This is a genomic window from Nocardia sp. NBC_00416, assembly GCF_036032445.1.
Classification (GTDB): domain Bacteria; phylum Actinomycetota; class Actinomycetes; order Mycobacteriales; family Mycobacteriaceae; genus Nocardia.
On record NZ_CP107932.1, the window covers coordinates 2741104 to 2753148 of the forward strand.

Consider the following 12045-nt stretch of genomic DNA (forward strand, 5'->3'; position numbering starts at 1 on the left):
CGATCGTAAAACTAGAATTCACTCTAGTAATTGTGCGGGACGGGCTGTACAACTGGGTGGGTCCGCGCCGCGGATTCCGAAGGGAGGCAGCCATGACCGAAACAGATCTCGGGCGCTACGGGCCGTGGGCGGTGATCACCGGCGGTTCGGAGGGAGTCGGGCGCGCGTTCGCGCGACGGCTCGCGGGTTCGGGCCTGCACCTCCTGCTGGTCGCGCGACGGCCGGGCCCGCTGGAAGAGGCCGCCGAAGAGTGCCGGGCTCTGGGCGTGCGGGTCCGCACGCTGGCCACCGACCTCACCCGGCCGGACGCGGCGGACGCGGTATCGGCGGCGGTATCCGATGTCGAGGTCGGGCTGTTGATCCACAATGCCGGCGCCAATACCCACAGCGCCCCCTTCCTCGACGGAGACCCCGCCGAGTTCCAGCGCGTCATCGATCTCAACATCACCACGCCGCTCGCCCTCATCACGAGTCTCGGCGCACCCATGCGCCGTCGGCGGCGCGGCGGAATCCTGCTGGTGGGCTCGCTGGCCGGATATCTGGGAGCACGGCAGCACACCGTGTACGGCGGGGTGAAAGCATTCGGACGGATCTTCGCCGAGAGTCTGTGGCTGGAACTGCGCGAGCACGAGGTGGATGTCCTCGAACTGGTGCTCGGCGTGACCCGGACACCGGCGATGGAACGCATCGGCCTCGATTTCGACATCCCGCGAATGCCGGTATCGGACCCCGACGACGTAGCGGCGGAGGGGCTGGCCGCGCTGGGGAACAGTCCGGTGCACATCGTCACCGCGCACGAACACCTGGCCGCGCGGCGCGGCGATCCGGATCGCGCCGCCGCGGTCCTGGGCGCCGACGCGATGATGCGCCGCCTCATCGGCACGGCCACGGACCGGCGATGAGGATCGGGCTGTCGAGTCCGATCGTGGTCCGGGTCCCCGGGGTCGCCGCATCGTGGGAAGCCGACGGCGGCCCCGCAGAACTCATCCGGATCGCCGAGGTCGCCGACGATCTCGGTTTCGACCACCTCACCTGCTCCGAGCACATCGCTGTTCCCGAGCGCGACACCGCGACCCGGGGCTCGACCTACTGGGATCCGCTGGCCACCCTGTCCTTCCTGGCGGCCCGCACCGCGCGCATCCGGTTGGCGACCTCGGTCGTCGTCCTCGGCTACCACCACCCGCTGGCGCTGGCCAAGAGCTACGGCACCCTGGATCGGCTCAGCGGCGGCCGGGTGGTGCTGGGGGTGGGCGTGGGTTCGCTGGAAGCCGAATTCGACCTCCTCGGCGCCCGGTGGCCGGACCGCGGCGCCGCCGCCGACCGCGCTCTCACCGCCTTGCGCGCCGCGTGGGGACGACGCGAGGTCGGCGATTTCGTCATCGACCCGGCCGCCACCTCGACCACCGCACCGCTCTGGGTCGGCGGCCGCAGTCTCCGTTCGCTGCGCCGCGCTGTAGCGCTGGGTACGGGCTGGGTCCCGTTCGGGCTGTCGGCCGACGTGCTGACCACCCACCTGCGGGCCGTGCGCCTGCCGCCCGAATTCGAGGTCGTCCTGAACCCGGGTCGCCCGCTGGATCCGCTCGCCGACCCCGAGTCCGCGCGGCGGCGGCTGATCCGGTTGCGCGATATCGGCGCGACCGTCGTCTGCTGCGCGCTGCGGGCCTCCGGTATCGACCACTACTGCGATCAACTCACGGCTCTGCACGAGATAGCCGCCCCACTCTGATCCCGCAATGGAAGGAAAGCTGTGGACGAGGACCGATTCGCACGCCTCGAGCAACGGGTGCGCCGGCTCGAGGACGAACTGGAGATCACCCGCCTGATCGCCTCCTACGGACCGCTCGTGGACGCCGGCGCCGCCGGCGCGGTCGCCCAACTGTGGACCGAGGACGGGGAATACGACGTCGAAGGCTGGCATATGCGCAGCCGTGCCGATGTGCACGCGATGGTCGAGTCCGCGGCCCACCGGTCCCTGATCGAGGCCGGCTGTTCGCATTTCCTCGGGCCGGCGCAGATCGTGGTCGACGGCGACGCGGCGCTCGCGGTATGCGAATCGCTGCTCGTGCGCCGCGCCGACGCCGGCTTCCGAGTATGGCGCGCGGGCGCGAACCGATTCCAGCTCACCCGCACGCCACGCGGCTGGCGGATCACCCACCGCGTCACCCGCGCCCTCGACGGCGCCGCGGCGGCCCGCGACCTGCTGCGCGCGACCGTCGCAGGCGCCTGAACGTTCCCGGGTCGCGCCCCGCTCCGGCTCAGGCGACCACGGTCGCCCGGCGCGGCGCCGGCGTCAGCGACGCCGGGCCCAGACCCAGATGGTCGCGCAGGGTTCTGCCCGTGTAGTCGGTGCGGAACAGCCCGCGACGCTGCAGTTCCGGCACCACGAAGTCGACGAAGTCGTCGAATGTTCCCGGCGCCTGGGCGGCCGAGAGGATATAGCCGTCGGCCTCCCCGCCGGTGAACCCGGCCTCGATCTGATCAGCGATCTGCGCGGCAGTTCCGACGAACTGCGGCAGCAGCACGCCCTGGGCGTAGAGCTTGCCGATATCGCGCAATGTCAGGTTCTGGGTGGCACTGAGCCGCCGCGCGACATCGAAGAGTCCCTGGGTGCCCGGGACCACGAGATCCTCGATCGGCGCGTCCAAATCGTAGTGGGAGAAATCGTGGTCGGTGTGCACGGACAGGGTGATCAAACCGGAGATCGGATCGGCGAGTTCGTTGTGGAACGCCTGCTTCTCCCGCGCGATCGCTTCTGTCTCGCCGACGAAAGGCACGAAGGACGGGAAGATCTTGATGTCGTCCGGGTTACGGCCGAAGTTCACCGCCCGCGATTTCACATCGTCGTAGTAGGCGCGCCGGCCCTCGGGCGTCGGATCGATCTCGAAGATCGCCTCGGCCCAGCGCGCCGCGAAATCCTTGCCCACCGGCGACGATCCGGCCTGGATGAGCACCGGCCGGTGCTGCGGGGAACGCGGAACCGTCAGCGGACCCCGGGTCTTGAACCAGGTGCCCTCGTGGTCCACGGTCCGCACCTTGTCCGGATCGGCGAAGACGCCGGAAGTTTTGTCCTGGACCAGAGCGTCGGGGTCCCAGCTGCCCCAGAGTTCGTAGGCGACCTCGAGGAATTCCTGCGCCCGCTCGTACCGTTCGTCGTGCCCGAGATGCTGTGCGGCGCCGAAGTTCTGCGCCTCGGCCTGATTGAGCGAGGTCACCACGTTCCAGCCGGCGCGGCCCCGCGACAGATGGTCGAGCGTGGCGAAGATTCGGGCCACTTCGTACGGATGGAAATAGGTGGTGGACTTGGTGATCGCGAGGCCGAGCCGTTCGGTCACGTTCGCCAGGCCCGCGGCGACGAGCGACGGATCGAGCGTCGCCGACGCCTGGGTACCGCTGCGCAACGGCACCCGGATATCGTTGCCGTACCGGACGGGCGTCGCCAGCAGATCCGCGAAGAACACGAAATCGAATTTGCCCCGTTCGAGGGTCCGGGCGACGCGGTTGTAGTAATCGGGACCCAGATAATCGGTCTCCGAGGCGGGATGCCGCCACGCCGCGTGCGAATGCGTGACGTGCGAGGCGATCAGGAAACCTGCCAGATGCAGTTCACGAGACATGGTTGCTTCCTTGTTCGATCAGCGGGGGTTCGAGCAGGGGCCGGGCCGAGCAGAAGTGGCCGTGCCGTGCTGCCACGGCGATCAGCTTCGACGGCTCGTCGCCCGCAGTCACCGATTGCGCTCGAGCTGATGTTGAGGACACCGGCAGCCCAGCGGTTCACCGGCGGGCAACCGTTCCGCGACCTCGACCGCGTCGGCGTGGACGAGGCGGGACAAGAGCTCGGTCCGGGGGCGTTCGGTCAGCTCCGCCGGCGTCCCGACCTCCACGATCGTCCCCCGATCGAGCACCGCTATCCGATCGCACCGGTCCAGCTGGCCGCGCAGATCGTGGCTGATCGACACCACGGTCGCGCCGGTGTTCCGGCGATAGACGTCGAGGTGGTCGAGGATCCGCTGGGCAGTGGGCTTGTCGAGCGCCGTCGTCACTTCGTCGCACAGCAGCAGCCGCGGCCGGGCCAGCAGGGCCCGGGCCAGCGCCGCGCGCTGCAATTGCCCGCCGGACAGCCCGGCCGGAGGACGCGCCGCCTGCACGGCGTCGATCTCCAGATCGGCGAGCACCGCCACCGCGGCGGCGCGCGCGTCCGCCCGGCTCAGCCCGCACAGCCGGACAGCGGTCGCGGCCACCTGGTCGAGCACACTGCGGCGCGCGTCGAACGATCCGGCCGACTCCTGCCAGACGTACTGGATACCGGCGATCTGACGGCGCGACCGGCGGCGCAGCACCGGCAACCGCTCGTCCCAGGCCACGATCTCGCCGGTGGCCGGACGGGTGAGCCCGGCGATACACCGCGCCAGTGTCGTCTTCCCCGCGCCCGACACACCGACGAGCCCGAACTGCTCACCGGGATGCAGGTCCAGGTCGACGCGACGCAGGACCGGCGACCCGCGGCGCCCCACCGACAGATCGCGGATCCGCACGACCGGATCGGTGCGCGGGCGCTCGTCCACCGGCCGGGCGCGGGCCGAACCGGGACAGACCGATCCGCTCGCGCTGAGCCGCCCGCCGTGGACGAACAGCGTGCGGTCGCCGACGCGGTCGACCGCGAACGCGTCGTGCGTGACCAGCACCACGGCCGTGCCCGCGTCCCGCAGCCCGCTCAAACCGGTGAGCAGTGCGGCGCGCGACAGCGAATCCAACCCGACCGTCGGTTCGTCGACCACCAGGACGTCGGGCCGGCAGGCCAGCACCTGCGCCAGGGCCAGCCGGGCCCGTTCGCCACCGGAGAACTCGAACGGGAACTTGCGCGAAATCCGGTCGAGGTCGCGATCGTCGACATCGAACGCCGCGGCGGCGAGTACCCGGGCGATCTGCGTGCGCCGATCGCCGGGCCGCAGCCGGCCGCCGCCGTCCCGGCGGTGGCGGCGACTCACCAGTTCTCCCAGTGCGGCACCGACGCGACGCGCCGGATTCAAGGTCGACGCCGCGTGCTGTGGCAGATAGCCGACCCGGATGCCCGGGGTCCGGCGGATCTCGCCCGATATCTCGATGCCCGGCGGCAGGTCGTCGGCGAGTGCGGCGGCGATCGTCGTCTTCCCGGCACCCGACGGCCCGAACAGGGCAAGGATCTCCCCGGCTCGGATATCGAGACGGATATCGCGCAGGATCGTCGTCCCCGCCGCCCGGGCCGAGAGGTTGCGCACACAGATCAGCGGCGCGTCAGCCATCTCGGCCCGCCCGCCGAATATCGCCCGCCGCGACCCGGCGCGGATCCGACAGCAGATCGTCGACCAGCAGATTGGTGCCCACCACCAGCAGGACGATCAACAGACCCGGCAGCGCCACCGCCCAGGGCGCGATCAGGAGTGCGTCCTTGTTCGCGGCGACCGATACCGCCCAATCGGTGGAGGTGGTGTCGAAACCGAGGCCGAGGAAATTGGCGGAGGCGAGGAAATAGACGGCGGCGGTGAATCGGATCCCGAAATCCGCCGCGATCGGCCGGGCCATCTCCCGCACGGCGAAACGACCGTAACGGTAGGCACGGGTCTCCCCCTGCATACGCAGGGCTTCCATCACAGGTCCGTGCACGACGCCGGCGGCGGCCGTGCGCACGAAGCGCGCGATCGGCGCCACCAGCGCCAGGCCGATCGCCCCCGCGATCACCACCGCCGACCCCTTCGTGCGCAGCGCGGCCACCATGATGATCAGCAGCGACGGTACACACAGCAGGACGTCGACCGGGCGCATCAGCAGATCGGCCAGCCAGGCGCGCGGTGCGGCGGCCGCGGCCACCCCGATGCCGAATCCGACCAGATAGGCCCCCAGCGCGGTGACCGATCCGACCAGCAGAAAGGTGTGCCCACCGGTCAGCGCGGCCGCCAGCACATCCCGTCCGAGCCGGTCGGCCCCGAACGGCGACCACGGTGACGGACCGAACGGTGTGAGCCGCTCCGCGGGCGCGGCACGGGCCAGCAGCGGCCCGGCCGCCGCGAACAGCAACGGCACCGCCATCAGGGACAGGTACAGGGCGCGACGCCGGTTCATCCTCGGATCGCCGCCGCGCTCCGCGGGTTCATCCAGTAGCCCGCGATATCGATCCCCGTATTGATGACCACGGCGATCACCCCGGTGACGGCAACGATCGCGAGGATCACCGGATCGTCCCGGTTCCCGATGGCGCCGATGAGTTCCGAAGCGATCCCCGGGACGGCGAATACGGCCTCGACGATGAGGACGCCCGACAGCAGGCCGTCGGTGGTCCGGCCGAGTTCCTGCATTGCGGGGGCCAGCGCGTTGGGGGCGATATGCCGCGCCAGCAGCGAGCCCCGTGCCACGCCGAGTCGCCGCGCCTGCGCGATATAGGGCTGGTCCATCACATCGATCACCCCGGCGCGGACCAGCCGGATCAGCGGTGCGGCCACTCGGACGACCGTCACGGTCACCGGCAGCACCAGATATTCCGGCCGGTCGAGCAGTGTGTTCAGGTCGGCGCCGAGGAAGGTCGCGGGCAGTAGATCCCAGTGCACGGACAGGAAGGCCACCAGCAGGACGGCCAGGACGAAATCGGGCACCGAATCGACACCGATACTGATCGAGGTGATCAGCCGGTCCCGCGCGGAGCCCGGCCGCAACCCCGCCGCGAACCCGGCGGCCACCGCGACCGGTAGCAGGATCGCCGAAGCCACTACCGCGAGCAGTCCGGTGATCAGGAACGGCCCCGCGATCACCGTGCCGACGTCCGCACCGCTGGCGTAGGACGTGCCGAAATCGCCGGTCACGGCACCGCCGGCCCAGTCGAGGAAACGGGTCACCGGCGAGACGTCGAGACCGAGGAGCTCCCGGGCCCGCACCCGCTCGGCGGCGCCGAGGAAGGTGTTGTTCTGGATATCTGCGGCGTCACCCGGCAGCAGCAGTGACAGGACGAAAACGAGTACGAGCAGCACGAACAGCTGTCCCACACCGATTACGGCCCGCCGCGCCACCAGCCGCCCGAAGGACCGCGGGTCCCGGTGCACGAACCGGTTACCGGATGCCGACGACGACGCGGTCGTCGCCGTACTGCCAGACCGTACCGGCTTCGGCGAATCCCGCCGCGCGGGCGAAGTCGACATAGTCGTGGGCGGTGGGCCGGTCGTGCACCACATGCTCGAACCCGCCGGCGCGGCGGCGAACCAGGTCGGCGAGTTCGGGCGCCTGCTCGACCGCCGCCCACCACGCCGACCAGTTCTCGGCTTTCGCGGTGCCGGTGCGCTGGGCTCGCCGGGCGGTCAGCGACCGGCCCAGGGCGTCGAGTCGTGGACCGGCCGGGCCCTCGTACAGGTGGTCGCCGTTGACGAACAGCCCACCGGGCGGCAGCGCCTTCGCGCACACCTCGAGCAGCGCGCGCAGCGGCGTCCGGTTCATCCAGTGCAGGGCGGTGGTGCTGACGAAGGCGTCGGGGGCATGGTCGAGCCCGAGGGCGTCGAACCAGCCGTCGACCCGCAGATCCGCGAAAACCGTCCGGAAGCGCGGCGAACCGTGGGCCGCCTCGGCCAGCCCCAACAGCAGCGGATCGGCGTCCACACCCACGACCCTGGCCCCGGGCAGCCGTGTCAGCAGCCGATCCGAGAGCGTGCCCGGCCCGGCGCCGAGATCGATGATCAGCGGATCGGGGCGCTCCAGCAGGGTGGTCAGCACATCCGCGATCAGCTCGAACCGGGCTTCGCGGTCGGGCATGTAGTGCTCCTGCTGACGATCCCAGCGCTCGATCCAGTACCGCGCGCGTGCCGGGGCCGGCTCCGCACCGCTCATCGGCCGGTCACCCCGTCGAATCGCGCCCAGGTGTGTGAATTCGGGACGGCGGCCGGGAGTTGCTGGAACCGACTGCTCCCCACCGTGTTCCACGCGGTACTGCCGAAGAACACGAACCCGCCCCGATCGTGGAGGATTTCGTGCATTCTGCGGTATTTCGCCGCGCGACCTTCCACTGTCGGGGTGGACTGCGCGGTGGCGTAGAGCGCATCGAACTCCGGATCAGACCATTTTGTCCGGTTCTGTGGCGACCCGGTCAGCAGCCGCGACGCGAAGTGATTGGGGATGGGCAGCGGACCGGACTGCCCCATCGTGAGATGCCCGGTTTCCAGCGCGTCGGTGTAGTAGCTGTCCTTGGAACCCAGGACGACGTTCACCCGCACGCCGCATTCGGCCGCCTGATCGGCGAAAAGCCTTGCGGCCTCCACGAATCCGTACGCGACCGGCGCGGTGAACAGATCGAAGGCCAGATCGCGTACTCCCGCTCGCCGCAGCAGCCGCCCCACTTCGTCGGGATCGTATTCGTGCTGCGGCAGCTCGCTGTAATACTGGCTCCCTTTGCCGAAGACATCATTGGAGACCTCGCCCTGCCCCTCGAGCGCCACCTTCACGAGTTCGCGCCGATCGACCATACGCATCAGCGCGCGCCGCACATCGGGATCGTCGAACGGCGGACGGTCGGTCTTCATGGCGAAGAAGTAGAGACCGCTTCCGGGAGTCGAGGTGAGGGTGAGATCCGAGCGGCCCTCGAGTGTCCGGGCAGCCGAGGGCGTGAGGTTGTCGGCGTAGTCGACCTCGCCGCCGCGGACCGCGTTCACCCGGGCGTCGGCTTCGGAGCTGAGGATCCGCAGCTCCCGGATACTCGGTGCGCCGTCCCAATAGCGCGCGTTGGCGGTGGCCGTGAACTGCCGGCCGGCCTCGAACGATTCGAAGACGAACGGGCCGGTGCCCACGGGCCGGGTGAAATCGGCCGCGCCGTCCTGCACGATCTTGGTCCCGTACACCGACAGGGCGATGAGGAACTCGAAGGACGGTCGTTTCAGTGCGATCTCGACGGTGCGGTCATCGATCACACGACTCCCGGAGAGGTCCACCTGGTCCAGTGACGACGCGGCGATGAAAGGACGCTTGTCCGCGGGCCCGAGCACCCGCGAGAAGGTGTACAGCACATCGCGGGCGGTGAACTTCTTCCCGTCGTGCCAGGCCGCGTCGCGCAGCGCGATCCGCCAGCGGGTGCCGTCGGCATTGGGTTCCGCGGATTCCGCGAGCCGCGGGATGGGCGTCATCGACCCGTCCACCTCGAACAGTCCGTCGTAGATCGACTTCATCCGCGCTTCGTCGATGAACAGGGTGTTCACGCCCGGGTCGATTCCCTCGCCCGCACCGGATCCCTGGAACGCGGCGGTGAAGGTGCCGGCGCCCGCGTCCGATCCGGTGCCGCAGCCGGCGGCCAGCGCCCCCGCGGCCAGCGCACTGCCGACCAGGAACGAGCGGCGATTCAACTCCGGTGGCGCACCACGCATATCCGACTCCCGTCGCGTCAGGTGTGTTCACGCGACGAAGACATGCGAAACGGGCCGCGGTGGCGGCTCGTTCGGCGCATCGATCAATACCCACGTGATCATGACCGTTCCAATTTCATCCGCAGGTATCTGGCTCCGGCTCGCGAACGAACCTCACAGTTGCGGGACAGCGCCGGATTCGCACCGGACTTCCCTACGGACAGCGCACACATTACCGAAGCGCCGCCGCCCGAACCATCCCGTGGCCGTGCGCGACCCGGCTACCGGCAGGTGGCGGGCTGTGCGGAGTCGTGCGGCGAACCCGCGGCATGTGATCCAGGCCGCCACCGGCCAACGTTTGCCACCGGGTACCGCGGGTAGTCATCCAAGGAAATGCTCTCGTCGTGGCCGGTCCCTCGTCGGACGTACGGGAGGGGGGCGGTGTGACGGGCAACAGGTGGCTAGGAGAGTCGGGTGTCGGTAGTTCTCGTGCTTCAGGCACGTGGTCTCGGTGATCTGCTCACCGCAGTTCCGGCATTGCGGGCGTTGCGGCGGGCCCGCCGCAACGACCATCTCGTCCTCGCCGCCCCGCATCGCCTGCGCCCCATCGTCGACGTGATCGCCTGCGTGGACGAGATCGTGCCCATCGCCGATTTTCAGGGGCTGCGCTGGGACGGACCGCCGCCGAAGCTGGCCGTCAATCTGCACAGCGACGGGGCCGCACCGATCGTGCAACTCGTGAAGACCAGCGCCGAACGCATCCTCACCTACCGCGATCCGGCGTTTCCGGAGATCCCCGCGCCCGACTGGCAGTCCGGCCACCATCCGATCGATCGCTGGTGTCATCTACTCGAATTCGACGGGATCGGCGCGGATCGGCGCAACCTGGGCCTGGTACCACCGGTGGCCACCACCAGCCATCGCGACAACGTGGTCGTCCATGTCGGCGCGGGTGCGGCGGCCCGGCGCTGGCCGGCCGACCGCTTCGCGGCGGTGATCCGCCATCTCCTGGTCCTCGGCCACGAGGTGGTGCTGACCGGCGACGAATGCGATCGGGAGAACGCGCTCGGCATCGCGGCGCGGGCCGGACTGTCCGGGCACCGGGTGCTGGCCGGCACGCAGAACCTCATCGAGCTGTCGGCCACGATGGCCGAGGCCTCGGTGGTGCTGTGCGGCGATACCGGCGTGGCCCACCTGGCGACGGCGTTCGGCACCCGCACCGTGCAGCTGTTCGGCCCCACGGCGCCCGAGCAGAGCGGACCGCCGCGGCATCTGCTCAACCGGCACGAGGTGCTCTGGGCGGGCCGGACCGGGGACCGCGACGCCGCCACCCCCGACGCGGGTCTGTTGCAGATCGGCTCGGCGGAGGTGATCGCGGCACTCGATCGGCAACTGCGCAAGCGTCGCGGCGAGGTCGGCGTGACCGGCGCTGCGTATCGCCGGGTGGGTTGACCGACCCGATCGGGTTTCAGCCCTGCTCGCGGGCCTCACTCAGTGCGGCCGCGTAGGCGGCCAGGGCGCTCTGCCAGAACTGTTCCAGGTAGTCGCGCGCATCGCTGAGCCCGCGCGGATCCAGCGAATAGAGGCGGCGGTTGCCCACCGGGCGCACCATGACCAGTCGCGCATCGCGCAGCACCCGCAGATGCTGCGATACCGCCGAGCTGCTGATACCGATCTGCGCGGCGAGCTCTCCCACCGACCGCGGCCCCGGGGGCAGCGCTTCGAAGATCGCGCGCCGAGTCGGGTCTGCCAGGGCTATCAGCGGCGCAACTCTGTTAGCGACCACTGAAACAGTGTCGACCGCCCGGCACACTCCGGTCAAACATGATCAAATGTCTCATTTGTGCAGCTCGTCGGGCGATATCGCCGTTTCCGTTACCGTTCGGTAATACGCGACCTGGGCTTATGCGCGCGGGTGACAGTTGCCACAAGCTTGCTGGATGCGCGGAACGGTCCCCTAGCTTGTAATCATGCCCGTGACCCTTCCGTTACCTTTCCGCAAGCTCACGGTGCCGCCGATCGGCCGTCGCCACCTCACGACGCAGGTCGTCGCCACCTCGACCGCCCTCTGCGCCGGTTTCGCCCTCTTCGCGGCCGGAGCCGACTCCGATAACGAACAGATCACCACCGTGGCCGCTACCTCGGATGCCGCGGCGCCTGCCGCCCCGGCCGCGCCCGGCGAGCAGCCCGCCACCTCCCACGACCCCGCCGCCTGGGATCCGCACGCGACCGCCGGCGACCATCAGCCCGCTCCTGTCGCCTGGCCCTTCCCCGAGCCGCCGCGGCCCGCCACGGTACGCCCGGCCGACGGCGCACTGTCCTCCGGCTTCGGGGCGCGCTGGGGCACGTCCCACAACGGCATCGACTTCGCCGCCGATATGGGTTCACCGATCCGGTCGGTCACCGACGGCGTCGTGATCGAAGCGGGACCCGCCACCGGTTTCGGCCTGTGGGTGCGCGTCCAGCAGGACGACGGCAGCGTCGGCGTGTACGGCCATATGCAGGACATCCTGGTGGGCGTCGGCCAGCAGGTCCGCGCCGGTGACGTGATCGCCACCGTCGGCAGCCGCGGCCAGTCCACCGGACCGCACCTGCACTACGAGGTGCACCAGCCCGGTGTCGGCCCGGTCGATCCGCAGCCGTGGCTCGCCGCGCGCGGTATGGACGTCAACAACTACCCCGGCTGACCCTTACCCTCGCT

Annotated in this window: 13 protein-coding genes and 1 riboswitch; of the genes, 5 read left to right on the forward strand and 8 right to left on the reverse strand. The window is 69.9% G+C overall.

The window, feature by feature from the left end; genetic code table 11:
• Positions 1-92 precede the first annotated feature (92 nt).
• From OG804_RS11240 to OG804_RS11250, 3 genes are read left to right on the forward strand one after another with little or no spacing between them, the layout of a single operon-like run.
• Complete coding sequence (locus OG804_RS11240) at positions 93-902, forward strand: SDR family NAD(P)-dependent oxidoreductase (RefSeq protein WP_328396607.1); 810 nt, start codon at positions 93-95, stop codon at positions 900-902.
• The gene (locus OG804_RS11245) at positions 899-1726 is read left to right on the forward strand and encodes a TIGR03619 family F420-dependent LLM class oxidoreductase (RefSeq protein ID WP_328396609.1); all 828 of its coding nucleotides are present in this window, start codon (positions 899-901) and stop codon (positions 1724-1726) included. Before OG804_RS11240 ends, OG804_RS11245 begins: the two co-directional genes overlap by 4 nt.
• A gap of 21 nt (positions 1727-1747) precedes the next feature.
• Positions 1748-2227, forward strand: a complete 480-nt coding sequence (locus OG804_RS11250; protein ID WP_328396611.1) for a nuclear transport factor 2 family protein — start codon at positions 1748-1750, stop codon at positions 2225-2227.
• A gap of 28 nt (positions 2228-2255) precedes the next feature.
• Here the strand turns inward: OG804_RS11250 and OG804_RS11255 are convergent, their stop codons facing one another.
• From OG804_RS11255 to OG804_RS11285, 7 genes are read right to left on the reverse strand one after another with little or no spacing between them, the layout of a single operon-like run.
• Positions 2256-3614: an LLM class flavin-dependent oxidoreductase gene (locus OG804_RS11255; RefSeq protein ID WP_328396613.1), complete on the reverse strand. Its 1359-nt coding sequence runs from the start codon at positions 3612-3614 to the stop codon at positions 2256-2258.
• A complete protein-coding gene (locus OG804_RS11260) occupies positions 3604-3726 on the reverse strand; it encodes a hypothetical protein (protein WP_328396615.1) in 123 nt (40 codons plus the stop codon). Before OG804_RS11260 ends, OG804_RS11255 begins: the two co-directional genes overlap by 11 nt.
• The gene (locus OG804_RS11265) at positions 3723-5279 is read right to left on the reverse strand and encodes an ABC transporter ATP-binding protein (protein WP_328396617.1); all 1557 of its coding nucleotides are present in this window, start codon (positions 5277-5279) and stop codon (positions 3723-3725) included. Before OG804_RS11265 ends, OG804_RS11260 begins: the two co-directional genes overlap by 4 nt.
• Entirely contained in the window at positions 5272-6096 is an 825-nt protein-coding gene (locus tag OG804_RS11270) for an ABC transporter permease (protein WP_328396619.1), read from the reverse strand. Before OG804_RS11270 ends, OG804_RS11265 begins: the two co-directional genes overlap by 8 nt.
• Positions 6093-7067, reverse strand: coding sequence for an ABC transporter permease (locus tag OG804_RS11275; RefSeq protein WP_328396621.1), 975 nt, complete (start codon positions 7065-7067; stop codon positions 6093-6095). The genes OG804_RS11270 and OG804_RS11275 overlap by 4 nt, the downstream gene beginning before the upstream one ends.
• A gap of 7 nt (positions 7068-7074) precedes the next feature.
• On the reverse strand, positions 7075-7842 hold the full coding sequence (locus OG804_RS11280; protein WP_328396623.1) for a class I SAM-dependent methyltransferase: 768 nt from the start codon (positions 7840-7842) through the stop codon (positions 7075-7077).
• Positions 7839-9365 (reverse strand): ABC transporter substrate-binding protein, encoded by a 1527-nt coding sequence (locus OG804_RS11285; RefSeq protein WP_328396625.1) that lies wholly within the window; start codon positions 9363-9365, stop codon positions 7839-7841. Before OG804_RS11285 ends, OG804_RS11280 begins: the two co-directional genes overlap by 4 nt.
• A 103-nt stretch (positions 9366-9468) precedes the next feature.
• A riboswitch (cobalamin riboswitch) is annotated at positions 9469-9581 on the reverse strand.
• A 237-nt stretch (positions 9582-9818) separates the two neighbouring features.
• On the opposite strand from OG804_RS11285, the gene OG804_RS11290 reads away from it, so the two are divergent.
• A complete protein-coding gene (locus OG804_RS11290; protein ID WP_328396627.1) occupies positions 9819-10796 on the forward strand; it encodes a glycosyltransferase family 9 protein in 978 nt (325 codons plus the stop codon).
• Positions 10797-10812: 16 nt separating this feature from the next.
• Here OG804_RS11290 and OG804_RS11295 read toward each other — a convergent pair whose 3' ends face one another.
• The gene (locus OG804_RS11295) at positions 10813-11130 is read right to left on the reverse strand and encodes an ArsR/SmtB family transcription factor (protein WP_328396629.1); all 318 of its coding nucleotides are present in this window, start codon (positions 11128-11130) and stop codon (positions 10813-10815) included.
• Positions 11131-11314: 184 nt separating this feature from the next.
• Here OG804_RS11295 and OG804_RS11300 point away from each other — a divergent pair, with 184 nt between their 5' ends.
• Positions 11315-12031 carry a M23 family metallopeptidase gene (locus OG804_RS11300; RefSeq protein ID WP_328396631.1) on the forward strand — a complete coding sequence of 239 codons (717 nt, stop codon included), beginning with the start codon at positions 11315-11317 and terminating at the stop codon, positions 12029-12031.
• The last annotated feature ends 14 nt before the right edge of the window (positions 12032-12045 follow it).